Here is a 24,356-nt window from a genome sequence, read left to right as displayed (position 1 = left end):
CGATCGCGACGGGATGCGATCGACTTTGCTTTCGCGTTCCGGGCAGCGCGCTCGGGTAGCTATCGGGTCATCGACGGAATCGAGGTGCTGGTTGCCTTCGCATAGAAGCCGACCAGCGTGTCGTGCATCTGTTGACGGCTGGCGTCGTCCGCGTAGGCCATGTGGCCCCCCGGGTACAGCACCCGCGTGTAGCTGGATTGCATTTGCGATGACGGGATCTGGCCGCCCTTGGGATCCGATACGTATTGCATGTCCCAGTCGACGAGCGCGGCCGGCACCACGCCGTCGTAGTACCCGGCTGCGGTCATCACCTGCATTTTCGGATTGATCGCCATTTCATCCGCAATGAAGATCGTCGCGTCGGGGAAGGGCAGTTGACTGCCGTTCGGATAGCTGGTGGTGTGATTCCAGTTGTTTCCGGTTGCCGCATTCAGCCCTTGATATCCGGAAACGGTCTGGTATTTGAGGCTGTTATAAACGTATGACGTAAAGATCGGCGTGTAGGCGGACAAGTCGTCGAGCGATGGATCGTAAGTCAGGTAATTGTCGATCGATGCCCGAATGTTGGCGCCCGCCAAAGCCTTGCGCAGATCGTATGCGCCGAGCGTTTTCCCTTGAACGAAAGCATTGTCGAAACTCAATGGAATTTGAGGTCCGACGCCTTCGTTGGCGAAATAAAAGGTATCGCCGATTACCGTCGGGTTGGATGGGATCGATTGCGCCTGGGCATTGAAAAAGTACGGACTGCCGCTTGCATTGGCATACAGGAGATTGCCGAATAGCGCGTTGAGCTGCGGTGCGACGGTTTGCGCCAGGGTTACCGCACTGGAGGACGAGCGCGACGACGAATCGGGCAGCCCGGTCGACGCATTCAGCGGATCCGCCAGCTTGACGAGCGTATTGAACGAGAAATCCTCCGATCGTTGAAAGAGATCGGGCAGGCTCAGCGCGGACAGAGTCGGGTCGGTAATGGCTCCCCAGTATTGGGCTGCCATCGTGATGGTCGGGCCGATCAGCGAAGGAACCGGATAACGGCGGCTGGCATGAACGGAGCCGTCGCTGTACTTGTTGATTCGCTGTTCGTATTCGTTGAGGGCCGGCGCCTGCATGATCAGGCCGCTCAGCTTGATTCCGTAGGTGTCGTGCAGTGTGTACGACATGATCCCGACACGGGGCCCGCCGTAGGACTCGCCATAGATCATCAACGGCGACTGTCCGCGATTGTTGATGTTCAGGTAGCGGTATATCAGCCCCGCATTGACTCGCTCATCCGCATCGACGCCCCAGAAATCCTGGTTTTTCTTCGGCGCGATCGCTTCGGAATAGCCTGTTCCCGGCGGGTCGACGAAAACGATGTCGGTCTTGTCCAGCAGCGTCTGCGGGTTTTCTCCGAGCGTGACGTCATTGGGACCCGAGACGGTCGAGCCCTGTTCGGAAAATACCCGCATCGGCCCGTAGGAGCCCATGTGCAGAAAGTTCGATGACGAACCGGGCCCGCCGTTGAAGAAGAAGGTGACCGGGCGCTTCGTGACGTCCGCGCCATCCAGCGTGTACGCGGTGTAGAAGATCGACGCCGTCGGCGCGTTGGTATTGGGATCCCGCACGGTCAGGTGGCCTGCCGTCGCCGTATAGGTGAGCGGCTTGCCGTTGAGCGTAATGCGATGGTGCGTCACCGCCGCCGCTTCCGTCGCGGACGGTAGCGATCCGGTTGCGGTCGTGTCGTAGGCCGTGTTGTCGAGGTAGGGCTGGTCGGCGGCCAAAGGCTGCAGCGACGGTGACGATGGCGTGGTGGCGGACGTGGTTTGAGGCGGTAGCGGCGCCGGAGCCGAAGCGGCAGACACTGAAGCGGCCGGGCTGTCATCACCACCGCAGGCCGAGACGAGACATGCGGCGAGGATGGCCGCTCCGAGATAGCCGGCCTTGATCGACGGTAGTCGACGGCCGAAATGATTCGCATCAGGTAAACGCGACATTTTTACCCCTTATGTTCGAATTTGAAAAAGGCGAGTTTTTATACGTCTCCTGTATTTCGGCAACCTCCTGTTTGCCGTTGATTAACGAATTGAATGGGCGTGACAAGATCGGCACGATTGCATGCCGTAAGTGATGATTAATGAATTAATCGTTATGCTTCTTTTGTTTTTATTGATGGGATTCGAGCTTCCGTGGCGCATCGGTTAGGATGGCGTACCGAATGTATGTCACAAAATTTTACAGCGCAAGAAGTTTGTAGAAGTTGAAAATGTTGAGTATGTTTTTATAAACACGGATTAACTCGAAGGGTTCGTCAATCGATGCGAATGCTTTTTGATTATTGGGCGTCAGCGGATATTCGGCGGGCGCGCCGGGCGGGAAATTCCTCGCGCTCTGGCGCGATCTTGATGCCGAGCAGGCCGCGGTTTCGTCGAGTTCGCCGGTGTGCCGTTCCGATGATGCTTCGTGGGGTCAGCCCGCGTCGCTTTCCGCCGTCGCCGACGATCGGGCGCGTCGCCAATCTGGTCGAGAACCGTGGCGATCCATCAGGAAAACCCTGATGCGGCTCGCCGAAGCGGCCTTTTCATGCCCCGGCCGGCACGGCGGCTGCCTCCATTCCGGCCCCCCGGCGGGCCGCATCCCGGGTTGTCGCTCCCCCTGATCCAGCATGGCTTGCAGACCGTATTGCCTGTCACGACGGGTATGGTGGTCGGCGATATTTGGCGAATACCCCCGAATTTCAATACCTCTCAGGTATTGAAATGGCCGCCCAAAAGTATTGGACGCTCCGTTTGACCGGGACGTATAAATCGCCTCAAGAACTTCATCTACACGGCGTGCCCCATGTCCTCCGTCACCATCGAACGCATCGAAACCCGTCTCGTCGACCTGCCGACGATCCGTCCGCACAAGCTGTCGGTCGCCACGATGCACGGCCAGACGCTGATGCTGGTGAAGGTGTTCTGCAGCGACGGCGTGACGGGTATCGGCGAAGGCACCACGATCGCCGGCATGGCGTACGGCCCGGAAAGCCCCGAGGCGATGAAGCTCGCGATCGACACGTACCTCGCACCGGCGATCGTCGGCCACGACGCGACGCGCATCCAGACGCTGATGGCGTTCCTCGGCAAGCTCGCGAAGGTCAACCACTTCGCGAAGAGCGCGCTCGAAACCGCGCTGCTCGATGCGCACGGCAAGCGGCTCGGCGTGCCGGTCAGCGAACTGCTCGGCGGCCGCCGGCGCGACCGCCTGCCGGTCGCATGGACACTCGCTTCGGGCGACACGGCAACCGACATCGCCGAAGCCGAGCGGATGCTCGATCAGCGCCGCCACAACGTGTTCAAGCTGAAAATCGGTGCGAAGGCGCTGGCCGCGGATATCCGGCACGTGGCCGAGATCAAGAAAGCCGTCGGCGACCGCGCATCGGTGCGCGTCGACGTGAACATGGCGTGGAGCGAAACGCAGGCCGTGCGGGCGATTCCCGCGCTGGCCGATGCCGGCTGCGAACTGGTCGAACAACCGGTCGCGTCCGCCGCGGCCCTGGCGCGCCTGATGCGCCGCTTCCCGGTCGCGCTGATGGCCGATGAAATCCTGCAGGGCCCCGACAGCGCGTTCGACATCGCGAAGCATCACGGCGCGGACGTGTTCGCGATCAAGATCGAACAGAGCGGCGGGCTTTTCGCCGCGCAGCGTGTGGCCGCGATCGCGGATGCGGCCGGCATCGAGCTGTACGGCGGCACGATGCTCGAAGGCGCGTTCAGCACGGTCGCCTCCGCGCACCTGTTCGCGAGTTTCGCGAATCTGCAGTGGGGCACCGAACTGTTCGGGCCGCTGCTGATCACCGAAGAGATCCTGACGCAGCCGCTGGACTACAGCGAGTTCGAACTGACCGTGCCGGACGGCCCCGGTCTCGGTATCGAACTCGACGAGGACAAGGTCAGGCGCTTTACCCGCGACGGGCTGACGAAAGTCGTCCGGTAGCGCGAGCCAGGCAAGCCCCGCCATTCCCCCATAACTACGTGGAGACACCATCATGAGCGTCAAAGTTTTCGAGACCAACGAAGTGCAGGACCTGCTGAAGGCCGCGTCGAATGCAGGCGGGAACGGCGGCAACGCGCGCACCCGGCAGATCGTGCAGCGGCTGCTCGGCGACCTGTTCAAGGCGATCGACGATCTCGACATCACGCCCGACGAAGTGTGGGCCGGCGTCAACTACCTGAACAAGCTCGGCCAGGACGGCGAAGCGGCGCTGCTCGCGGCCGGCCTCGGCCTCGAGAAGTATCTCGACATCCGGATGGACGCCGAGGACAAGGCTGTCGGCCTCGACGGCGGCACGCCGCGCACGATCGAAGGGCCGCTGTATGTGGCGGGCGCACCGGTGCGCGACGGTGTGTCGAAGATCGACCTCGACGCGGACGAAGGCGCGGGCCCGCTCGTGATCCACGGCACGGTGACCGGCGTCGACGGCAAGCCGGTGGCCGGCGCGCTGGTCGAATGCTGGCACGCGAACTCGAAAGGCTTCTATTCGCACTTCGACCCGACCGGCGCGCAGACCGAATTCAACCTGCGCGGCGCGGTGAAGACGGGCGCGGACGGCAAGTACGAATTCCGCACGCTGATGCCGGTCGGCTACGGCTGCCCGCCGCAAGGCGCGACGCAGCAGTTGCTGAATGGCCTCGGCCGCCACGGCAACCGCCCGGCGCACGTGCACTTCTTCGTCGACAGCAACGATCACCGCAAGCTGACGACGCAGTTCAACATCGACGGCGATCCGCTGATCTGGGATGACTTCGCGTATGCGACGCGCGAGGAACTGATCCCGCCGGTGGTCGACAAGACCGGCGGCACGGCACTCGGCATGAAGGCCGATGCGTACCAGGACATCGAGTTCAACTTCGTGCTGACGCCGCTGGTGCAAGGCAAGGACAACCAGATCGTCCACCGCCTGCGCGCTGCCGCGACGGCATAACCGCCCGCCGGCGCGGCGCGGATGCGCCGCCGCCGGCCGGGTTCCCGCGAGATTCAACCGACACCGATGCGAGCGTGCCTTGCAGGACCCGGCACGCGCATGGGAGGAGCCAACATGTCCGCCACGATCGACCAAGCCAACGAACTGGAGCACCTGCTCGCCACTGCCGTGCAGGACGACAAGGAAGCCGGCGTATTCCGCTGCCGCCGCGACATCTTCACCAACGCCGAGCTGTACGAGCTCGAGATGAAACACATCTTCGAGAGCAACTGGGTGTATCTGGCGCACGAAAGCCAGATTCCGGACAACAACGACTACTACACGACGTGGATCGGCCGGCAGCCGGTGGTCGTCACGCGCGACAAGACCGGCGAACTGCATGCGGTCATCAATGCGTGCGCCCACAAGGGGGCGATGCTGTGCCGCCGCAAGCACGGCAACAAGGGCAGTTTCACGTGCCCGTTCCACGGCTGGACGTTCTCGAACACCGGCAAGCTGCTGAAGGTGAAGGACGAGAAGACGACCGAGTACCCGGTGCAGTTCAACACGAACGGGTCGCACGACCTGAAGAAGGTGGCGCGCTTCCAGAACTATCGCGGCTTCCTGTTCGGCAGCCTCAGCGCCGACGTGCTGCCGCTCGAGGACTACCTCGGCGAAGCGCGCGTGATCATCGACCAGATCGTCGACCAGGCGCCGAACGGGCTCGAAGTGCTGCGCGGCAACTCGTCCTACATCTACGAAGGCAACTGGAAGATGCAGATGGAGAACGGCTGCGACGGCTACCACGTCAGCACCGTGCACTGGAACTACGCGGCGACGATGGGCCGGCGCAAGGAAGACGGCACCAAGGCCGTCGACGCGAACAGCTGGAGCAAGTCGGTCGCGGGCGTGTACGGCTTCGACAACGGCCACATCCTGCTGTGGACGCAGACGATGAATCCGGAAGTGCGGCCGGTGTACCAGCATCGCGACGAGATCAAGGCGCGCGTCGGCGACGTGCAGGCCGATTTCATCGTCAACCAGACGCGCAACCTGTGCGTGTACCCGAACGTGTTCCTGATGGACCAGTTCAGCACGCAGATTCGTGTCGTGCGGCCGCTCGGCGTCGACAAGACCGAAGTCACGATCTTCTGCTTCGCGCCGAAGGGCGAGAGCGAAGCCGACCGCACGGTCCGCATTCGCCAGTACGAGGATTTCTTCAACGTGACGGGCATGGGCACTGCCGACGACCTCGAGGAGTTCCGCGCATGCCAGGCCGGTTATGCGGGCACCACGGCGATGTGGAACGACATGTCGCGCGGTGCGCCGCTGTGGGTCGACGGCCCGGACGAGAACGCCCGGAAGATGGGGCTGAACCCGCGCATTTCGGGCGAGCGCAGCGAGGACGAAGGGCTGTTCGTGTGCCAGCACGAACACTGGATGCATGTGATGCGCGATGCGCTGAAGAAGGAACGCGGGGAGGTGGCGGCATGAACTTCGATTACCGGACTGTGTGCGCGGCGCTGTATCGCGAAGCGCGTCTGCTCGACGATCGCCAGTGGGACGAGTGGCTGACCTGCTACACGGAAGACGTCACGTACTGGATGCCCGCGTGGGACGACGACGATCGGCCGACCGACGACCATCAGAGCCAGATCTCGCTGATGTACTACCCGGATCGCGGTGGCCTCGAGGATCGCGTGTTCCGCATCAAGACCGAGCGCAGCGGCGCGTCGACACCCGAGCCGCGTACCAGCCACAACGTGACGAACGTCGAGGTGCTGGCCGAACGCGAGAACGAAGTGGACGTGCGCTACAACTTTCACACGCTGAACCATCGTTACCGCGTGACCGACCACTTCTTCGGCACGATGTTCGTCACGTTGCGCAAGGCGGGCGACGCGCTGCTGATTTCGCACAAGAAGATCGTGCTGAAGAACGACTACATCCGGCAGGTGCTCGACGTCTACCACGTCTGACGCCCGTTGTTTTGTCATGAAAGGAAGTGGAGGTGATGCCATGTCCAGCTACAAGATTGCACTGAATTTCGAGGACGGGGTGACCCGCTTCATCGACTGCAAGGCCGGCGAGAAAGTCCTCGACGCGGCCTTCCGCGCGAAGATCAACCTGCCGATGGACTGTTCCGACGGCGTGTGCGGCACCTGCAAGTGCCGCGCCGAAAGCGGCGCCTACGATCTCGGCGACGACTACATCGACGACGCGCTCACCGAGGACGAGAAGGACGGCGGCCTCGTGCTGACGTGCCAGATGGTGCCGCAAAGCGATTGCGTGATCGCGGTGCCGACGTCGTCGGTCGCCTGCAAGACCGGGCAAAGCGGCTTTGCCGCGACCGTGACGAAGGTCGAGCAGCACAACGATGCGGCCGTCGTGCTCGAACTCGACGTCGGCGCGGCCGCGCCCGTGTTCCTGCCGGGCCAGTACGTGAACATCGACGTGCCCGCGAGCGGCCAGCACCGTTCCTATTCGTTCTCGTCGGCGCCGGCCGATACGAAGGTCAGCTTCCTGATCAAGAAGATTCCCGGCGGCGTGATGAGCACGTGGCTCGAATCGGCGCAGCCCGGCGACACGCTGGAACTGCACGGGCCGCTCGGCAGCTTCTACCTGCGCGACGTGCAGCGGCCGCTGCTGTTGCTCGCCGGCGGCACGGGCCTCGCGCCGTTCCTGTCGATGCTCGAGGTGCTGGCGCGCACCGGTTCGCAGCAGAAGGTGCACCTGATCTACGGCGTGACGCGCGATCTCGATCTCGTGCTGGTCGACGCGATTGAAGCCTATGCGGCGAAACTGCCGAACTTCAGCTTTGCGACGGTCATCGCGGACGCGGCATCGAGCCACCCGCGCAAGGGCTGGGTCACGCAGCATATTCCGGCCGATGCGCTGAACGACGGCGACGTCGACGTGTATCTGTGCGGGCCGCCGCCGATGGTCGATGCGGTGCGCAAGTATTTCGACGACGAAGGCGTGAAGCCCAACAGCTTCCACTACGAGAAGTTCACCCCCAACGTCACGGCAAAGGCGGCATGATCATGCAACGATTCTCCGGCAAGGTCGTCGTCGTCACCGGCGCGGCACAGGGTATCGGCCGCGGCGTCGCGCTGCGCGCGGCGGCCGAAGGTGGCAAGGTGTTGTTCGTCGATCGCGCGGATTTCGTCGCCGAGGTGGCCGCCGAAGCGCCGCATGGCGAGACGGCCGGATTCGTCGCGGATCTCGAAACCTACGACGGCGCGCACGCGGCAATCGCGTGTGCCGTGCAGACGTTCGGCGGCATCGACATCCTGATCAACGGCGTCGGCGGCGCGATTCGCATGCGCCCGTTCGCCGAGTTCGAGCCGGCGCAGATCGACGCGGAAATTCGCCGTTCGCTGATGCCGACGCTCTATACCTGTCACGCGGTGCTGCCGCACCTGCTCGCGCGCGGCAGCGGCACGATCGTCAACATCTCGTCGAATGCGACCCGCGGCATCCGCCGCGTGCCGTATTCGGCGGCGAAAGGCGGCGTCAACGCGCTGACGCAGGCACTCGCGATGGAATACGCGGAGCACAACATTCGTGTCGTCGCGACCGCGCCGGGCGGCACCAGCGCGCCGCCACGCCGCGTGCCGCGCAATGCGGCCGGCGACAGCGAGCAGGAACAGGCGTGGATGGGCGAAGCGGTGCGGCAGGTGACCGATTCGACGTACTTCAAGCGCTACGGCAGCCTCGACGAACAGATCGCGCCGATCCTGTTCCTCGCGTCCGACGAGGCGAGCTACATCACCGGCACGGTGCTGCCGGTTGCGGGCGGCGATACGGGTTGAGCGACTTGCCGTGAAGCTGCCTGCTGTTCATCGACAACCCATCGGCCAGTGCGAAGACGCCGGCCACGGAGACATCCATGCGTGATCGCAAAGCCATCGTTCCGGCGGGAATGGAAGCGGTGTACGAGAAAATCGGCTACGCGCCGGGCCTGAAGGTCGGCGATACGCTGTACGTATCCGGTCAGATCGGCCGCGACGCGGCGATGCAACTCGTCGAAGGCCGCGAAGCGCAGATCGTGCAGGCGTTCGAGAATCTCGGGCGCGTGCTGGAGGCCGCGGGTGCCTCGTTCAACGACGTGGTCGACCTGACGACGTTCCATACCGACATGCGCGACCTGCCGTTGTTCATGCAGGTGCGCGACCGTTACCTCGCTGCGCACCCGAAACCGGCGTGGACGGCGGTCGGCGCGCACATGCTGGGCGGGTCGCCCGGTTATATCGTCGAGATCAAGGCGGTGGCGGTGTTGCAGGCGTGATCGTGCAAATGCATGGCTGTCCGGCTTCCGCTCAGTTTCGCGAGGCCGGATCGGCGCGTTCCGTCGCTGGCAGGTACGCCATCCCGTGTTCGTCGTACAGATCGTAGATGAGCTGCAGCATGCGTTCGATGTCGTCGGATTCGTCGAGCATGCGCATGCTCATGATGATCGGCGACACGAGCCTGGCGTCGTCCAGATCCAGGTATGACACGTCGTCGCGTTTGAGCCCGTACACGCTCTTCGGCACGATCGACACGCCTTCGCCCGCCGCGACGAGCCCGAGCGCGACCTGCAGCTCCCGCGTCTCCAGCACGCGCGCCGGCTTGAGCGCGCGATCGTGGAACGCCGCGAGTACCTGATCCGCATAGCTCGGGCGCGGCGCCTTCGGAAACACGATCAACGTTTCGTTGAGCAGGTCGTGCAGCGACAGCGCCGCATTCGCCGCGCACAGCCGATGGCCGAGCGGCAGCGCCGCGATCATCGGTTCCTCGCGCAGCACGACGCGGCGCACGCTCGGATCGTTGAGGCGAATGCGCCCGAAGCCCACGTCGATACGGCCTTCCTTGAGTGCCTTGATCTGGTCCATCGTCGACATCTCGTGCAGGCTCAGTTCGACCTCGGCATGCCGCTCGCGATAGCGGCGAATGACTTTCGGCAGCATCCCGTACAGCGTCGAACCGACGAAGCCGACCGACAGGCTGCGTTCGATCTTGCCGACGCGGCGCGTCATCGATTCGAGCTCGGCCGTTTGCGCCAGCAACTGAACCGCATGCTGGAGGAAGAAGCGGCCGGTCTCGGTGAGCTTCAGCGGACGCGATTCGCGCTCGAACAGCATTGCGCCGAGCAGCTGTTCGAGTTGCTGGATCTGTCGGCTCAACGGCGGCTGCGCGATGTGCAGCCTTTGTGCCGCGCGCGTGAAGCTGCGTTCTTCGGCGACAGCAACGAAATAGCGCAGATGGCGTAGCTCCATGTTCCTTGCCGTCGAATGGAGAGAGGGGGATGAAGCCGGAGCCGCACACGGCGGAGGGCCGCCATGTGGCCGTGAGTTGGCGTTCTTCATTCTACGGTAGCTTCGACACGGACGCGGTCGGTTTTTTCAGGAAAATTAGTTCGGTTTGCAGATGGATTCATGTGGCACGGCACGCCATCCGTGCACCAAGTGTGGGCGGCCAACCCATTCATACCTCGCAGATATAAGCTGATACCCATTCGGTGTTGGACTGGTGAAATTGTGGTCGCTACTATCGTCGCAAACAGGTTGCAAACCCGAACGGAATCATGCAACAAGGAGACGCCCCCCGATCACATTCCCCATCGGCCGGAAGCCCGCGGCGAGTCGAACGGCAGCGTCGACGCTCGACGCGCATGCCGTGTTGCTCCGGCCCAGTCGCGATTTTCAGAAAGGAACCCGCGTTTCGCGCTTGCCGTACATCGGCGGGCGTAGCGTCGAATCAGCGGAAATAAATCCATCGATTCCGGATAGCTGATCAGTTATCCGAAGAAACGAGAATTACCCCTATCAACGTTTGGAGACGGAATGAGATTTCAGCATCTCGTAGGCGGAGCTTTGCTCGGATTCACGACGGCAGGCTTTGCGCAAAGCAGCGTGACGTTGTACGGCGTGATCGATACGGGCGTCGAATACGTGTCGCACGCCAATGCCGAGGGGAAGGGCATCGTGCGCATGCCTTCGATCACCGGCGAGCTGCCGTCGCGCTGGGGGCTGCGCGGATCGGAGGATCTCGGCGGCGGTTACAAGGCCGTCTTCGCGCTCGAGAGCGGTTTCAATGTCGGCAGCGGCACGATGGGACAGGGCGGCAGGTTGTTCGGGAGGCAAAGCTGGGTCGGAATCGACAGCCCGTACGGCACGCTGTCGTTCGGCCGTCAGTACACGATGACGTATTACGCGGTGCTCGATTCCGACCTGCTCGGCCCGAACATCTACGGGCTGCCGTCCCTCGACGCGTACATCCCGAACGGCCGCGCCGATAACGCCGTTGCGTGGCGCGGCAAGTTCGGCGGATGGACGGCTGGCGCGATGTACTCGTTCGGCCGCGATTCGGCCGGGACGGGAAACTCGCCGGGGCAGGGTACGTGCGCGGGCTCGACGCCCGGCGACATGACCGTGTGCCGGTTGTGGTCGGCGATGCTCAAATACGATTCGACGTCGTTTGGCGCGGCCGCGTCGTATGAGGAACAGCGCGGCGGCGGCGCGACCGCTGCCGCGAACTTCTTCGACGGCCTCAAGCCGATGCCGCTGACGTCGAACGGCGACAAGGACGACCGCGCGCAGGTCAACGGCTACGTCAACGCGTTCGGCGTGAAGTTCGGCGGCGGCTGGATCGGTCGCTGGGTGGACACCGATTCGTCGGGCGGCCCGAACGTGCACTCGAACCTGTTCTATCTCACCGCGAATTACTACGTGACGCCCGCTTTCCTGGTCGATGGCGGCGTCTATCACGTCAACGTCTCGGGCCAGGATGCACGCGCGACGCTCGGCGCGTTGCGCGGCACCTACTTCCTGTCGAAGCAGACGGCCGTTTATCTGCAGGGCGCGTACCTCGCCAACAGCGCGCACGCCGCCTTCACGATCAGCGCCGGCGGTGGCGGCACGACGCCCGCACCGGGGCAAAACCAGGTCGGTGTGATGGCCGGTATCCGGCACATGTTCTGAGCGAGTCGCTTCGAACGACCACGGAGCGAATCGGTGCGCGCCGGTTCGCTTTCAAGCAGGCAAATAACACGAAAGAAGACGGAGGGACGATATGAAATCGACGATCGGCGGCAACGACGGCCGCAGTGGATGGCGTTTGGGGGTAGTGGCGGTCGCATCCGCGCTCGGAAGCCTGGCGCTGTCAGGCTGTAACGATCACGACGTGGCGGCGTCCGGCGGCGGCGCGACATCCGTTGCGCTGGCATGCAACGACACGATGAAAGCGCGCTTCGCGCCGGACGCGAACACCACCGTGATTGCCGTGAAGGCGTTCAAGGCTGGCGATCCGCTCGTGCTCGCTGCATCGGCGGCCACGTCCGCGACGCCGGTTGCCGGAAGCGATCTGTGTCTCGTCAAGCTGAACGTCGGCCCGGGCAATGCGGGGCCGGCGGGCGCGCCGTCGACGTCAGCGGGCATCGGCATGGAAATCTGGCTGCCCACGCCGTCGAACTGGAATCACCGGATCCACAATCTCGGCGGCGGCGGCTGGCAAGGCGGCGCCTATGACGACCCGACGCAGATCGCCAGCGCCGGTGGCGTGCCGGGCGCGGCGACGATCGCGGCCGCCGAGGGTGCGGTGGTCGGCACGACGGACACCGGTCATGCCGTCACGAACGGCTCGTTTGCGATGAATCCGGACGGGACCATCAACACGACGCTGTGGGGCGACTTCGCGCAGCGGAGCCTGCACGAGCTGGCGCTGAAGACGAAGGCACTGGTCGCCGCGTACTATGCGACGCCGCAGAAGTACGCGTACTGGGACGGCTGCTCGACGGGCGGCCGGCAGGGCTACAACGAGGTGCAGAACAATCCGTCCGACTACGACGGCTATCTGAACGGCGCGCCTGCGTTTAATTGGTCGAAGTTCATTACGAACGAGCTCTATCCGCAGGTCGTCGCGCAAAACGATCTGGGCGGCGTGACGCTGACCGACGCGCAACAGACGCTGCTGTCGGGGGCGGCCGTGAGCGCGTGCGATTCGGTCGGCGGCCAGCATCTGGGTTATCTGATGGATCCGGCCCAGTGTCGCTACGATCCGACTCAGGACGCGAACGTACTGTGCGCCGGCGTGAAGATCGGCGCCGTCACGGGGACGAATGCAACGGCCGCGTGCGTGACGGCCGCGCAAGCAACGTCGATGAACAAGACCTGGTACGGGATGACGCGCGACGGTTCGGTGCCGAGCCCGGCTGCCGACATCGGCACGGCAACGTCGCTGGCGAGCGATCAGCTGTGGTTCGGCCTGATGCGCGGAACCCTTACCGGCGCGCTGGCCGGATCGTCGCCGTTCAGTATCTCGACCGACCTCGTTGCGCTGGAACTGCAGGATCCGACGATCGCAGGGTCCAGCTTCGCGAACGCGACCGGAAACGGCGCGAACAAGTGGAAGGGCCTGAGCTATGCGGGTCTTGCGAACGCATACGATCAGGGCATCGCGCTGCAGCCGTCGTTCGGCAACATCAATACCGACAATCCGGATCTGTCGGGGCTCGTGAAGACCGGCGCGAAGGTGCTGCATTACCACGGTCTCGCCGATCCGCTGATCACGCCGTCCGGCAGCATTAACTACTACGAACGCGTGGCGAGCCGGATGGGCGGAATCCCGGCCGTGCAGCAGTTCGACCGGCTGTTCCTGGTTCCCGGCATGGGGCATTGCAGCGGTTACGGCGGTGTCAACGGCACGGCCGGCCCCGCGCAAACGGCGAATACGGTGCCGCTGCCGAACGCCGACCGGCAGGACCTGTATGCGAAGCTGGTCGACTGGGTCGAGCATGGGAGCGCGCCGACGAGCATCACGCTGACATCGGCGGACGGCAGCGCGAGCCAGCCGGTGTGCATGTATCCGACGAAGGCCACGTACAACGGTTCGGGGTCGATCAAGGATGCGGCGAACTATTCGTGCCGGTAGAGGCTGGGACGGGATGCGCGCGGCGGAGCAGGCCGCGCGTATCTGGTGTCGCGAAGGGTCGGCTACGACGCGTTGCCGGGATCTATTTCGTGTCCTGCAATCCCTGGAGACCCATCGGTGCCGTGAGGTCGATATAGGACCCGGCGGCTAATGGATTCCCGTGCCACGTAACCGGCGCGGCGAGAAAGCACGACCTCAACGCAGGGCCCGTCGGTGTGAGGTCGAACATCGCATCGCCGCAAGGCAATCCGTCGACGATCGTACCTGCGCTGACTTCAGCCCTGGCGCGGTCGCAACAGTTTTCCGGGATGAAGATCAGGCCGTCGATCGGCACGTTGCCCAGCAGGACGGGGCGGGGGCCGTGAATCGACTGCAGCGTGCGTTTTGCGCCCCAGCCGAACAAGCCGCCGGCGCCGTCGTAGTGGGCCTGACTCCCGGGCGGGAAGGTGACGCCGAGCACCACCAGCGGTTTGGTCGTGACCTCGGGCCTGTCGGTGTAGCCGTCGAGCGCGTATTCCCAGAGGGCCATGCCGCCGATCAACAATGCGGGCAGGCAGAAAAACAGCACGGTACACGCGAGCCGTTTCAGCAGCGGCAGCCGGCGCAGGAACCACACGAATACCACCACCGTCAGCACGACCCAGACTGTCGACGAGAAGGTGACCGCGGCCATCGCGATGCCGCCCAGTTCGCCCGCTTCGGCATGGCTGACCGACGGAAACAGCGCGGACAGCAGCGCCGGCGTGGCCAATGTGCCAAAGCGCGTTCGGCGGTGTCGGAGTCGCATCGGTTGTCTCGTCAATGGGCGCGGAGGGTCGTGATTGGCTTCTCGACGGGCACCACGCTGCCCGCGCGCGGGCGGAAGCGATTCGACCGGGTGGGCAGGCCGCGGGTGTCGATCGCCCGGTCATCGAGGCATTTACGACTGGCGCGTCGATGAAGTCAAGCGGGATGAGGGTCCGCTGATCGGGTTGTGTCTCGACGAAGCCAGGTTGTAAATCCGGCTCCGTACACGGCTTGCATGCCGCTTGGGCGATCATTGGCGCTCGACAAGCATGGCAAGCAGTGCGGGATGCAGAATCTCGCGGTGCTGTTGATGGCGCCGTCGCGCATCCCGCCCGAACAGTTCGGCAAGGCCGTGTTCGGGCATTCTTCAGGCGAAAACGTTTGCGAAAACCCGCTGTCGCGAACGTCGCCCGCGCGGGCCGATGCGAGGCCAGGCAAGGTTACTCGACATATCAATACAAAATATTACCGACGTCGCCGCGTATCGTTCCCTACAATCCCCGCACCTGACACGTGCGCATGACGTCCCGTGACGCCTCTGTTTCCCGGTCGTATCGAAGCGTCGAGTCATCTCGCGCATGCCCGGAATCGAACGCGTACGGGTCGGGTTCGCGTCGTACCGGCTCTCGACGGGCAGGCAAGCGGACAACGAGCTATTGACAGGAGTGCGAAATGGTAACGCTGCAAGTCGTCCAAAATCTCGATGCGCTCACGAACGCGATCGAAGTCGCGATTGAGCGGGCCGACTGGAGCGAGGCTGTCCGGGCCGCCGAGACACGTTTGAGGTTCGTGGCTGCGCTTGCGCCCGATCAACCGGACGAGGTTCTTGCGGCGCTCAGGAGAATGCAGGAGATCGATGTCCGGATCTCCACCGCCGCACGCGAAACGTTGCTGGCGCTCGTCGCCGAGTGCCGGATGGCGTTGCATGAGACCGGGGTAGCGACGAACGAGCTGAAGGCGCACCAGAGGTCGCTCGACGCGGGCGCTGCGGCATCGCGCTGTGTTTCTTCCCGCGCGGGTACGCGACTCGCTGCCCGGCCGGCCACGCGAGGCTGATATTCGTTTCCTAGGGGGTGACATGAGATTCAGAAAACGCACCAGTCATGTCGAGGCAACCCGGTGGTTCGTCGACGGCGACCATGACCGGGTGGAGCGCCATCAGGGCATGTGGGCGGTCGCGACGCCGGAAGGCTGGCGTTCGGTGATGCCGGGCGACTGGATTCTGCTCGACGAGTGCGGAAACTGCTGGCCGATGGACCACGGCCACTTCGAGCACTTCTACGAACCGGTGGCTAGGTGACTCGATTCCTGGCGGCCGGGACGCCCGCGCCTACCGGCTCTTGCGTGAAAACAGCAACGAATCGGCGTCATTGAAGCGGATCCGCGTCGGCTCACCATACCCGGCTTTCTCCGCCACGCGGATCGACGCGGCATTCGTCGGCGCGATCAAACACACGCTGCGCTCGAACCGCTGCTGCGTATCGAGCCACGCAAGCGCGGCCGCGAGCGCTTCGGTTGCATAACCCTTGCCGTGCGCCCACGTCGCGAGCGCCCAGCCGGCTTCCGGCACGCCGCGAATCGACGGTTCGACGATCCGGTGGAAATCCGCGAAGCCGAGATCGCCGACATAACGGCCCGACGCTTTCTCGCGAATCGCCCAGTAGCCGTAACCGAGCAGCGGCCACAGCCCGCGATACGCGAGCATGCGCATCCACGAGTCGCGCGGCGCGGACGGCGCGCCGTTGAAGATGTGCGCAACGACATCCGGCTCGGCCCACATCGCGGCGAGCGCGTCGAAATCGCCGAGCGGATGGCCTTCGAGGACGAGGCGCGGCGTGTCGAGAACGGGCGGGGAAGAGACGGGCGGCATCGTGGTTTCCGGGGAGGTGTTGAATGGAACGGCTAGACCGTCAGCACGTCGATACCGCGTTGCCGAAGGTCGTCGACCACGGCCGGATCGGCGCCCGTATCGGTGATCAGCATGTCGAGCTGCTCGACGCTCGCGATCACCGACAGGTTGCGCTTCATCAGTTTCGACGAATCGGCTACCGCAATCACCTGGCGCGAGATCTTCAGCATCTGCGCGTTGAGCTGTGCTTCGAGCAGGTGTGGCGTCATCAGGCCGATCTCGGGGTCGAGGCTGTCGACGCCGAGGAACAGCCGGTCCGCGTACAGCCCCTGCAGCGCGACGACGGCCTGCGGACCCGACAGCGAATAGGAATTCGGCCGCAGTTGACCGCCCGGCATGATCAGGTTGATGTGCGGCGCGGCCGCGAGCAGCACGGCCACGTTGAGTGCATTCGTGATCACGTTCAGCGATTGCAGCTTCATCGCGAGGATCTGCTTTGCGATTTCCTCGGTCGTGCTGCCCGAGTCGAGCAGGATCGTTTCGCCGTCGCCGATCAGCGCGGCAGCGGCCGTCGCGATCCGCACCTTCTCCGCGTGACGGAGCTTCTGCTTGACCGCGATCGGCACTTCGTCGCTCTCGCGCAGCACGAGCGCGCCGCCGTGCGTGCGCAGCACCGCGCCGGCCGCCGCGAGCGCATTCAGGTCGCTGCGCACCGTGACGAGCGAAATGCCGAAACGCTCGGCCAGCTCCTCGACGGTGACTTTCTCCCGTTCGCGGACCAGTTCGCAGATCAGGCGTCGACGTTCCTCGACGAGCAGCGGCGCGTGATCGACGGCAGGCGATGGAGGCACTCGGTGAGCGGGCATGTCCATTTCGGCAAGACAGGGAGCCGAAATGATATCAAAACCCCTGCCCGGGCTGGAGCGCACGCAATGCCGACGGGCCGAGCGGCCGGCCCGCCAGCCGGGCCGCATGCACGGCCGCGCCGACATGCGGGCCGAGCCGCGGCGCGGTGAGCACGGCATGCGGCACGACGCGGGTGAGCGCATCGCGCAGCGGATCGAGCACGAGTGCCCCCGCGTTGAACACGCCGCCCGAATACGACACGGGCAGCGGCTGGCCGGGCGGCCAGTCGAGCGCGCGCGCGACGCCGGCCGCGAGCCGCGCGAGTTCGTCGGCCGCGCGTTCGATCAGCGCATGCGCGTGCGCGTCGCCCGCGCGCGCCGCATCGATCACGAGCCGCGACAACTGTGCGAAGCGGCTGCGCACGGCGCCCGAATTCACCGCCGCGCACAGGTCGAGGTCGTGTTCGAGCGAGAAGTGCGCACGCACGATGTCGAACAGCGGCCCGCGAGCGACGCGGCCGTCGGCCATCCGCGAGAACGCGGCGAGTCCTTCGCGTGCGAGCCAATACGCCGAACCCTCGTCGCCGAAGATCTCGCCCCAGCCGCCGCAGCGCGCGGTGCGGCCTTCGAGCTGCCCGTACGCGATCGACCCGGTGCCGGCGACGATGCTGATGCCGTCGCCGCCGGCCAGCGTGCCGGCCCAGCTGCACACCATGTCGTTGCCGATCCGGTAGCGGCCGTGGTCGAACAACGGGGCGAGCAGGCCGTCGAGTTCGGGCAGCAGGCGGCTGTCCTCGCCGTAGGCGGGCAAGCCGGCGAACGCGTACGCGATCTCGTCGCGCGCGACGTCCGCCGCGGCCAGCACCGCGTGCACGCCGTCGGTGAGCAGCGTGCGCAGCGCATCCATGCCGATTTCGAGGTAGTAGCTGGTGGTCGTTTCATGGCGCGCGAGGATACGGCCTTGCTGGTCGATCACCATGAAGGCGGTTTTCGTGCCGCCGCCGTCGATGCCGAGAAAGAGTGGAGTCATGTGGGCTGCCCCGCATACGGATGAATGGTGACGCCCGCCACGACGCGGTTGACGGTGCCGGATGCGCTCGGATTGTCGGGTGTGAGCCCGAGCCGCAGCGATGCGAGCAGCGCGAAGCACTGCGCGAGAATCAGCGCAACGGGCGCGAGCGCGAGATCGGGCAGGCCAGGCGGTAGCGGCACGGTCAGGTCGTCGTCGGACGGCAGTGTTGCGGTGCCGTCGGCCGGCGCGACGCCGACCGACAGTATGCCGGCCGCACGGTTTTCGCGCCGCAGTTCGCGCAGCAGGTCGAGATCGTAGCGGCGCGTATGCGGATCGCCGGACAGCAGCACGACGACGAGCGTGCGCTCGTCCAGGAACGTCTTCGGGCCGTGTCGGAAGCCGAGCGGCGATTCGGCCATCGCGACGATCAGCCCGTCGGTCAGCTCCAGCAGCTTCAGCGCGGCTTCGCGCGCGAGCCCGAGCAGTGTGCCGCTGCCGAGATAGACGACGCGCTCGGGCAACTGCCGCACGTGCGCGGCGATCCGCGATGCCTGCTCGCGCAGCAGCGTGCACGCGGCGTTGGCCAGCGGTTCGACCGGCATGCCGGTCACGTCGAAGGCCCAGGCCGCGCCGAGCAGCATGCCGCTGAAACTGGACGTCATCGCGAACGCCTGGTCGTGCGTGGCCTCCGGTAGCAGCACGACGTGCGCGCGCGGATGCGTGCCGAGGTGCCGGTTCAGCATGCCGTCGGCCGCGCACGTGAACACGAGATGGTGGCAGCCGTCGACGAAGCGGTCCGCCAGCTCGACGGCCGCGACGCTTTCGGGGCTGTTGCCCGAGCGCGCGAACGAGACGAGCAGCGTCGGCACGCCGGGCTGCAGCGTTTCGCCGGGGCACGCGACGATGTCGGTGGTGGCCACCGCTTCGACGCGGCCGCCGAAGCGGTGCCGCAGCGCGGGGACGAGGCACTGTCCGATGAAGGCCGAGCTGCCGGCGCCCGTCAGGACGATGCGCAGGCCGGGATCGGCGAGAAGCGGCACGAGAAATGCGTCGAGCGCCGCGCGTTGTGCGTCGACGACCGCGTGAACGTCGGGCCATACGTCGGGCTGCTGGGCGATTTCGCGCGCGGTGTGGGCGGCGTGGCGGCGGGCAAGGTCAGCGGGATCGAGGTCGAAAAATTCCATGAGCAGTTCAGAGGAGAGTCGGTCACGCGGCACACGCGTGAAGATACGGACGGACGGCGGCGGCCGTGCCGTCTTGCAACAGGGCGCCGGCACGCAGGTCGAGCCGCCCTTCGCGGACGGCCTCGTACTGGCGCGGCAGATGCTGGCTGATCAGCGTGAGCGGCGGCGGCGACGCGTCGAGACGCGCGAGCAGGTCGGCACACGCGCGCTGCACGGCCGGATGGGTCCAGTAGTAGCGGATCCGGTCGCTCAGGCTGTATGTGAGGTCGAGATCGAGCTGTGCACCGGCCGCGTAGTAGTCGCGCCAGTGCGCGGGTTCGTCGCGCATCACGCCGAGCACGGTCGCGATGAAGCCGTCGTCGCGGCCGAGCCATTCGCGCTCGATCGCGGCGAGCGCCCACAGCGTTTCGCGCATCGCGAAGGTCACGCCCGGTCCAACCTTCAGGATCGCGAAGTGATCGCGTGCGAGTTGCGTGAGATTGTCGGGCGTCTGGTAATCGGTCGAATGCGCTTCGAATACGAGCGCGGGTTCGCGTTCGATGAATGCGCTCAGCGCGCGGGCCTTGCCGGCGTCGTAGTCGATGACCTGGTGATGATCGAACTCGACGCCGGGCTGCACGACCATCGCGATCACGCGCGACCACGCATCGTCGAGGCCCGCGCGCGCAAATGCGTCGCGGTGCAGCGCCAGCGTCGCGCCGGCCGCGTCCGGCGTGGTGACGGCCAGCGCGTCGAGCGTCTCGTGCGCGCCACCGGGCACCGGCACCTCCGTACCGATCACGTAGACCGGCGGCTCGCCGCGCGGCGAGCCGGCTGCCCACGCGTGTTCGGCGGCGCGGCACAGGCGCACGGCGCGCGCCGCGATCTCGGCTTCGGGCAACGGCGACGGATCGTCCGCGCACGACATCGAGCAGTCGAGATGAAGCTTGCGGAAACCGGCCGCGACGTACTGCGCGACCATCGTCTCGGCCTTGTCCATCGCGTGCGCGGCCGGCAACCGGCGCCACGCGTTCGGGCCCAGGTGATCGCCGCCGAGCAGGATCGCGTCGGGGCTCACGCGTTCGCGCCTGGCGATGTCGAACACGTAGCGGCGGAAGTCGTGCGGCGTCATCCCCGTATAACCGCCGTCCTGGTTGACCTGGTTGCAGGTCGCTTCGATCAGCGCGGGGCGATCGAGCGCCGCGCATTCGCGCAGCGCGGCGGCGATCGCGACCGGATGCGCGGAGCACACGGACGGGATGCCGATCGCGGGCCCGCCGCGCGATGCGTGCCGGGGCGACTGTTTGTGACGGCGAACGAGATCGAGCAGGTAGTTCACGCCGATTCCCCCGCTGCGTTGGCGGCCGTCGCGTTTTCCGGCTGCAGCGCGAGCAGCAGCGCGGCCAGCAGCGCCAGCGCAATGCCCGTCAGCTTGCTGCCGGTCGGCGCCGTGCCGGTGACGGCCATCGAGATCACTGACGTCAGCAACGGCGCGCCCGCATTGACGAGCGGCGACACGACGATCGCCTTGCCGAAGCGGAACGCGTAGACGAGCGTCAGCGCGCCGATCGCGTTCAGCACCTGGATGACGGCGGCGAGGCCCGGGCCGCTGATCCCGTAGTTGATCGTCCGGCCGAAGTCGGTCATCCACAGCGCGAACGGCACGCACAGCAGGCCGGTCAGCGCCATGTAGAAGAAGATCGATTCCGCATCCATCGACGCGTTCGCGATCTTGATGAAGTACGCCTGCAGCCCCCATGCGACGAGCACCAGCAGCGCGAGCGCGAACCACAACCCGAATCTGGCGGGCCCCTGGCCCGACTGGAAATCGAACAGCGGCAGCGAGCAGAGCGCGAGCACGATCCCGGCCAGGCCGAGCTTGCCCGTGCGTTCGCGCAGCAGCAGGAACGACAGCGCGATCGTCAGCGCCGGCGACAGCGACACGATCGGGAACACGAGATACGGCGGCCCCGATTCGACCGCGCGAAACAGCAGCATCTGTCCGCCCGCGCCGAGCAGCCCGATGGCCAGCCCGAGCGCCAGCGAGCGGCTGTCGTGCCGCACGCGCCAGCCGGCGCGCCCCAGCGCGACCAGCGCGGGAGGAATCATCGTGAACGCCCACACCACGTAGATCAGCGTATCGGGGAAGCCCTGTTCGGCGGGCAAACCGGTGAATGCGCCCCACACGCCCCACAGCAGGGTCGTGACGAGCGCGTGGACAAGCCAGTTGTTTTGCATCGGTCGCGTCTTTCGAAGATGATTCAGAACCGTCGAATGCTTTCGTTTTTCGCTGAGCGAGCATACTCGGAAGCAATCGATGGGCCACTCCCGACGGTGTTTCACAAAGAAACATCAGAATCACCTGCCGGGAGCCGCCAATCTATGTTCTTTCGATATCTTTCGTTATTAGTGTAAACCACAAACGAAAGAAAACGAAAGATGAACTAGATTGCCGATCTGCACGATGCGGATGTGTCGGCGCACAGCCCTTCTTCACGAGGAACCTCGTATGAACGCTTGCTTTTCCTTTCGATTTCTTCGGCCCGCCGGGTTTGCCGGCCGGCCAACCCGGCGCGCGCCGGCCGTCGGCGGCGCCGGCGCGCCGCTTTGCCGCGAGGTGCGCCCATGACCACGCGGCGCGCGTTCGTGCAGTGGCTGGCCGCCGGCGCGGCGAGCCCGATCCTGGTCGGTGTCGGCGTGCGCGATGCCCACGGCGGCGAACCGCGGCGCGTCGCGCTGCGCGATGACCGGCTCGTGATCGAGTTCGATTCGGCGATGCGCTGCCGGCTGGCCGTCCGCCGAGGCGGCGGCACGCGCGCGCTGACCCGTTTCGATACGAGCGAGACGCTCGAACAGCTGATCGGCCCGGCCCCGGCGCCGACGCCGGACGGCCCCGCGCCCGACACGCGGCCGGTGCGCACGATCGACCGCTTCGCGATCGTCGACGCCGCGCATGCGGAAGTCGCGACCGCGTTCGGCTCGGGGCGGCAACTGCGGCTGGTCGGGCGCTCGGCGGAGGGCTTCGAGAAGACGCTGCGCATCACGTTGCTCGACGCGCGGCCGGGTGTCGCGCTGATCGACACGCAGTTTCGCAATGTCGGCGCGCAGGCGGCCGACATCCGCGCATGGAACGTCGGCGCGCACCGGTTGCTGCCGGCCGCCGCCGGCGCGGGCGGCTACTGGACCTATTCGGGCGCGAGCCATGCGGACCGGCGCGACTGGGTGCAGCCGGTGAAGGCCGGCTTCGACCAGCGCAATTTCATGGGCATGAACGCGTCGGACTACGGCGGCGGCACGCCCGTCGTCGACGTGTGGCGGCGCGACCAGGGCATCGCGCTCGGCCATCTCGACACCGTGCCGCGCCTCGTGTCGCTGCCGGTGAAGGCGGTGCGCAACGAAGTCGCGCTCGGCCTGCGCGGCGAGAAGACGGTGACGCTCGCGCCGGGCGCGACGCTCGACACGCCGACCGCGTTCGTGATGCTGCACGACGGCGACTATTTCGTCGCGCTCGATACCTACCGCCAGATGATGGGCGCGCAGGGGTTCCATGCGCCGCCGCCGCCGGCAAGCGCGTACGAGCCGATCTGGTGCGCGTGGGGCTACGAGCGCCAGTTCAGCCTCGACTACGTGCGCGCCACGTTGCCGAAGGTGCAGGCGCTCGGTTTCAAGTGGGTCGTGCTCGACGACGGCTGGCAACGGCGGACCGGCGACTGGGTGCCCGACCGCGCGAAATTCCCGGCCGGCGATGCGGACATGAAGGCGCTCGTCGACGACATCCATGCGCGCGGGCAGAAGGCGCGGTTGTGGATCGCGCCGCTCGCGGTCGCACCGGGCAGCGACGAACTGCACGACAACACCGACATGCTGCTGCTCGACGCGGACGGCGCGCCGCAGGCGATCACGTGGTGGAACAGCTTCTATCTGTGCCCGGCCTACGAGAAGACCCAGGCGCACATCGCCACGCTCGTGAAGAAGGTGATCGGTGAGTGGGGTTTCGACGGGATGAAGATCGACGGCCAGCACCTGAACGGCGTCGCGCCTTGCTATAACCCCGCGCACCAGCACGCGCGGCCGGAGGAGTCGGTCGAGCATCTCGCGGATTTCTACCGCGTGTTCCATGACGCCGCGCATGCGCTCAAGCCGGACGCCGTCGTCGAAGTGTGTCCGTGCGGCACCGCGTACGCGTTCCACAACATGCGCTATATCGACCAGGCGCCCGCGTCCGATCCGCTGTCGAGCTGGCAGGTTCGCCACAAGGGCAAGACGCTGAAGGCGCTGATGGGCGCGTCGTCCGCGTATGCGGGCGACCACGTCGAACTGAGCGACGGCGGGCGCGATTTCGCGTCGGCGGTCGGCGTCGGCGCCGTCATCTCGACGAAGTTCACGTGGCCCGTCGATCCGAAGCCGAAGAACTCGTTCCTGCTGACACCCGAGCACGAGCAGGCGTGGCGGCACTGGGTCGGCGTGTACAACGCGCACCGGCTCGCCGAGGGCCGCTATCGCGGCGAGCTCTACGACATCGCGTTCGACAAGCCGGAGGCGCACGTCGTGGAAAAGGACGGCGTGCTGCATTACGCGTTCTACGCCGACCGCTGGAGCGGCTCCATCGCGCTGCGCGGCCTGCAGCCCGACCGCTTGTACCGGATCGTCGACTACGCGAACGGCAATCGCACGGTCGGCCACGTCGCACCCGGGCAGGCCGCGATCACATTGCGCTTCGAGCATGCGGCGCTGCTGCGCGCCGAACCGCTCGACGCTTGAGCGTCACCTCGCGTCACCCGGCATCATCTCGCGTCACCGAGCAACCCGGCAGTTCCGCAACCCGCAGTTCCATTCGTCATCCCGACCCCTCCACTGGAGAAGCATC

General features: G+C 65.7%; 22 protein-coding genes. 13 read left to right on the top strand and 9 right to left on the bottom strand.

Going from position 1 to position 24,356, the window contains the following annotated elements:
* Positions 1 to 59 precede the first annotated feature (59 nt).
* On the bottom strand, positions 60 to 1,973 hold the full coding sequence (locus tag VL15_RS15690; protein ID WP_080970849.1) for a S10 family serine carboxypeptidase-like protein: 1,914 nt from the start codon (positions 1,971 to 1,973) through the stop codon (positions 60 to 62).
* Positions 1,974 to 2,817: 844 nt separating this feature from the next.
* Here VL15_RS15690 and VL15_RS15685 point away from each other — a divergent pair.
* The 7 genes from VL15_RS15685 (at position 2,818) to VL15_RS15655 (ending at position 9,212) form a co-directional block, all read left to right on the top strand.
* Positions 2,818 to 3,954 (top strand): muconate/chloromuconate family cycloisomerase, encoded by a 1,137-nt coding sequence (locus tag VL15_RS15685; RefSeq protein ID WP_048246545.1) that lies wholly within the window; start codon positions 2,818 to 2,820, stop codon positions 3,952 to 3,954.
* Between the two features lie 52 nt (positions 3,955 to 4,006).
* Positions 4,007 to 4,942: a catechol 1,2-dioxygenase gene (catA, locus tag VL15_RS15680; protein WP_048246544.1), complete on the top strand. Its 936-nt coding sequence runs from the start codon at positions 4,007 to 4,009 to the stop codon at positions 4,940 to 4,942.
* A gap of 114 nt (positions 4,943 to 5,056) precedes the next feature.
* A complete protein-coding gene (locus VL15_RS15675; RefSeq protein ID WP_048246543.1) occupies positions 5,057 to 6,415 on the top strand; it encodes a Rieske 2Fe-2S domain-containing protein in 1,359 nt (452 codons plus the stop codon).
* The gene (gene benB / locus VL15_RS15670) at positions 6,412 to 6,900 is read left to right on the top strand and encodes a benzoate 1,2-dioxygenase small subunit (RefSeq protein ID WP_048246542.1); all 489 of its coding nucleotides are present in this window, start codon (positions 6,412 to 6,414) and stop codon (positions 6,898 to 6,900) included. Before VL15_RS15675 ends, benB begins: the two co-directional genes overlap by 4 nt.
* A 40-nt stretch (positions 6,901 to 6,940) precedes the next feature.
* Entirely contained in the window at positions 6,941 to 7,963 is a 1,023-nt protein-coding gene (gene benC / locus VL15_RS15665; RefSeq protein WP_048246541.1) for a benzoate 1,2-dioxygenase electron transfer component BenC, read from the top strand.
* Positions 7,960 to 8,736, top strand: a complete 777-nt coding sequence (gene benD, locus VL15_RS15660; protein ID WP_048246540.1) for a benzoate diol dehydrogenase BenD — start codon at positions 7,960 to 7,962, stop codon at positions 8,734 to 8,736. The genes benC and benD overlap by 4 nt, the downstream gene beginning before the upstream one ends.
* Before the next feature lie 77 nt (positions 8,737 to 8,813).
* Positions 8,814 to 9,212, top strand: a complete 399-nt coding sequence (locus VL15_RS15655; protein WP_048246539.1) for a RidA family protein — start codon at positions 8,814 to 8,816, stop codon at positions 9,210 to 9,212.
* 31 nt (positions 9,213 to 9,243) lie between these two features.
* Here the strand turns inward: VL15_RS15655 and VL15_RS15650 are convergent, their stop codons facing one another.
* Complete coding sequence (locus tag VL15_RS15650) at positions 9,244 to 10,182, bottom strand: LysR family transcriptional regulator (RefSeq protein WP_048246538.1); 939 nt, start codon at positions 10,180 to 10,182, stop codon at positions 9,244 to 9,246.
* Positions 10,183 to 10,749: 567 nt separating this feature from the next.
* Between VL15_RS15650 and VL15_RS15645 the strand changes: the two genes are divergently transcribed.
* Positions 10,750 to 11,886, top strand: coding sequence for a porin (locus VL15_RS15645; protein ID WP_048246537.1), 1,137 nt, complete (start codon positions 10,750 to 10,752; stop codon positions 11,884 to 11,886).
* Between the two features lie 91 nt (positions 11,887 to 11,977).
* Entirely contained in the window at positions 11,978 to 13,834 is a 1,857-nt protein-coding gene (locus VL15_RS15640) for a tannase/feruloyl esterase family alpha/beta hydrolase (RefSeq protein WP_048246536.1), read from the top strand.
* An 82-nt stretch (positions 13,835 to 13,916) separates the two neighbouring features.
* Here the strand turns inward: VL15_RS15640 and VL15_RS15635 are convergent, their stop codons facing one another.
* Complete coding sequence (locus tag VL15_RS15635) at positions 13,917 to 14,621, bottom strand: hypothetical protein (protein ID WP_155420234.1); 705 nt, start codon at positions 14,619 to 14,621, stop codon at positions 13,917 to 13,919.
* Positions 14,622 to 14,906: 285 nt separating this feature from the next.
* Between VL15_RS15635 and VL15_RS43815 the strand changes: the two genes are divergently transcribed.
* From VL15_RS43815 to VL15_RS15620, 3 genes are all read left to right on the top strand, one after another.
* Positions 14,907 to 15,143, top strand: a complete 237-nt coding sequence (locus VL15_RS43815; RefSeq protein ID WP_419188672.1) for a hypothetical protein — start codon at positions 14,907 to 14,909, stop codon at positions 15,141 to 15,143.
* 149 nt (positions 15,144 to 15,292) lie between these two features.
* On the top strand, positions 15,293 to 15,676 hold the full coding sequence (locus tag VL15_RS15625) for a hypothetical protein (protein ID WP_048246533.1): 384 nt from the start codon (positions 15,293 to 15,295) through the stop codon (positions 15,674 to 15,676).
* A 22-nt stretch (positions 15,677 to 15,698) separates the two neighbouring features.
* Positions 15,699 to 15,920 (top strand): hypothetical protein, encoded by a 222-nt coding sequence (locus tag VL15_RS15620; RefSeq protein WP_048246532.1) that lies wholly within the window; start codon positions 15,699 to 15,701, stop codon positions 15,918 to 15,920.
* A gap of 30 nt (positions 15,921 to 15,950) precedes the next feature.
* On the opposite strand, the gene VL15_RS15615 is transcribed toward VL15_RS15620, so the two are convergent.
* The 6 genes from VL15_RS15615 to VL15_RS15590 are packed head-to-tail and all read right to left on the bottom strand — an operon-like array spanning position 15,951 to position 21,727.
* The gene (locus VL15_RS15615) at positions 15,951 to 16,490 is read right to left on the bottom strand and encodes a GNAT family N-acetyltransferase (RefSeq protein ID WP_048246531.1); all 540 of its coding nucleotides are present in this window, start codon (positions 16,488 to 16,490) and stop codon (positions 15,951 to 15,953) included.
* 32 nt (positions 16,491 to 16,522) lie between these two features.
* On the bottom strand, positions 16,523 to 17,335 hold the full coding sequence (locus VL15_RS15610; protein WP_230684467.1) for a DeoR/GlpR family DNA-binding transcription regulator: 813 nt from the start codon (positions 17,333 to 17,335) through the stop codon (positions 16,523 to 16,525).
* Between the two features lie 34 nt (positions 17,336 to 17,369).
* A complete protein-coding gene (locus tag VL15_RS15605) occupies positions 17,370 to 18,344 on the bottom strand; it encodes an N-acetylglucosamine kinase (protein WP_048246529.1) in 975 nt (324 codons plus the stop codon).
* Entirely contained in the window at positions 18,341 to 19,510 is a 1,170-nt protein-coding gene (locus VL15_RS15600) for an SIS domain-containing protein (RefSeq protein WP_048246528.1), read from the bottom strand. Before VL15_RS15600 ends, VL15_RS15605 begins: the two co-directional genes overlap by 4 nt.
* Before the next feature lie 22 nt (positions 19,511 to 19,532).
* Complete coding sequence (locus tag VL15_RS15595; RefSeq protein WP_048246527.1) at positions 19,533 to 20,828, bottom strand: D-tagatose-bisphosphate aldolase, class II, non-catalytic subunit; 1,296 nt, start codon at positions 20,826 to 20,828, stop codon at positions 19,533 to 19,535.
* Positions 20,825 to 21,727: a DMT family transporter gene (locus VL15_RS15590; protein WP_048246526.1), complete on the bottom strand. Its 903-nt coding sequence runs from the start codon at positions 21,725 to 21,727 to the stop codon at positions 20,825 to 20,827. Before VL15_RS15590 ends, VL15_RS15595 begins: the two co-directional genes overlap by 4 nt.
* Before the next feature lie 387 nt (positions 21,728 to 22,114).
* Here VL15_RS15590 and VL15_RS15585 point away from each other — a divergent pair, with 387 nt between their 5' ends.
* Complete coding sequence (locus VL15_RS15585) at positions 22,115 to 24,250, top strand: glycoside hydrolase family 36 protein (RefSeq protein WP_048246525.1); 2,136 nt, start codon at positions 22,115 to 22,117, stop codon at positions 24,248 to 24,250.
* Positions 24,251 to 24,356: the final 106 nt, after the last annotated feature.

Origin of the sequence: Burkholderia cepacia (genome assembly GCF_001039005.1) — a bacterium.
Lineage (GTDB): Bacteria > Pseudomonadota > Gammaproteobacteria > Burkholderiales > Burkholderiaceae > Burkholderia > Burkholderia theae.
Note: the sequence above shows the minus strand (reverse complement) of the source record. Positions and strands in the feature narration are given on the sequence as shown.

What these genes read in the sequence shown, in the direction of transcription:
- catA (WP_048246544.1), top strand. Translation starts at nt 4,007, where the DNA reads ATGAGCGTCAAAGTTTTCGAGACCAACGAAGTGCAGGACCTGCTGAAG.
- VL15_RS15640 (WP_048246536.1), top strand. Translation starts at nt 11,978, where the DNA reads ATGAAATCGACGATCGGCGGCAACGACGGCCGCAGTGGATGGCGTTTG.
- VL15_RS15615 (WP_048246531.1), bottom strand. Translation starts at nt 16,490, where the DNA reads ATGCCGCCCGTCTCTTCCCCGCCCGTTCTCGACACGCCGCGCCTCGTC.
- VL15_RS15675 (WP_048246543.1), top strand. Translation starts at nt 5,057, where the DNA reads ATGTCCGCCACGATCGACCAAGCCAACGAACTGGAGCACCTGCTCGCC.
- VL15_RS15650 (WP_048246538.1), bottom strand. Translation starts at nt 10,182, where the DNA reads ATGGAGCTACGCCATCTGCGCTATTTCGTTGCTGTCGCCGAAGAACGC.
- benC (WP_048246541.1), top strand. Translation starts at nt 6,941, where the DNA reads ATGTCCAGCTACAAGATTGCACTGAATTTCGAGGACGGGGTGACCCGC.
- VL15_RS15645 (WP_048246537.1), top strand. Translation starts at nt 10,750, where the DNA reads ATGAGATTTCAGCATCTCGTAGGCGGAGCTTTGCTCGGATTCACGACG.
- benB (WP_048246542.1), top strand. Translation starts at nt 6,412, where the DNA reads ATGAACTTCGATTACCGGACTGTGTGCGCGGCGCTGTATCGCGAAGCG.
- VL15_RS15655 (WP_048246539.1), top strand. Translation starts at nt 8,814, where the DNA reads ATGCGTGATCGCAAAGCCATCGTTCCGGCGGGAATGGAAGCGGTGTAC.
- VL15_RS15625 (WP_048246533.1), top strand. Translation starts at nt 15,293, where the DNA reads ATGGTAACGCTGCAAGTCGTCCAAAATCTCGATGCGCTCACGAACGCG.
- VL15_RS15585 (WP_048246525.1), top strand. Translation starts at nt 22,115, where the DNA reads ATGACCACGCGGCGCGCGTTCGTGCAGTGGCTGGCCGCCGGCGCGGCG.
- VL15_RS15605 (WP_048246529.1), bottom strand. Translation starts at nt 18,344, where the DNA reads ATGACTCCACTCTTTCTCGGCATCGACGGCGGCGGCACGAAAACCGCC.
- VL15_RS15635 (WP_155420234.1), bottom strand. Translation starts at nt 14,621, where the DNA reads ATGCGACTCCGACACCGCCGAACGCGCTTTGGCACATTGGCCACGCCG.
- benD (WP_048246540.1), top strand. Translation starts at nt 7,960, where the DNA reads ATGATCATGCAACGATTCTCCGGCAAGGTCGTCGTCGTCACCGGCGCG.
- VL15_RS15590 (WP_048246526.1), bottom strand. Translation starts at nt 21,727, where the DNA reads ATGCAAAACAACTGGCTTGTCCACGCGCTCGTCACGACCCTGCTGTGG.
- VL15_RS15690 (WP_080970849.1), bottom strand. Translation starts at nt 1,973, where the DNA reads ATGTCGCGTTTACCTGATGCGAATCATTTCGGCCGTCGACTACCGTCG.
- VL15_RS15600 (WP_048246528.1), bottom strand. Translation starts at nt 19,510, where the DNA reads ATGGAATTTTTCGACCTCGATCCCGCTGACCTTGCCCGCCGCCACGCC.
- VL15_RS43815 (WP_419188672.1), top strand. Translation starts at nt 14,907, where the DNA reads ATGCAGAATCTCGCGGTGCTGTTGATGGCGCCGTCGCGCATCCCGCCC.
- VL15_RS15685 (WP_048246545.1), top strand. Translation starts at nt 2,818, where the DNA reads ATGTCCTCCGTCACCATCGAACGCATCGAAACCCGTCTCGTCGACCTG.
- VL15_RS15620 (WP_048246532.1), top strand. Translation starts at nt 15,699, where the DNA reads ATGAGATTCAGAAAACGCACCAGTCATGTCGAGGCAACCCGGTGGTTC.
- VL15_RS15610 (WP_230684467.1), bottom strand. Translation starts at nt 17,335, where the DNA reads ATGCCCGCTCACCGAGTGCCTCCATCGCCTGCCGTCGATCACGCGCCG.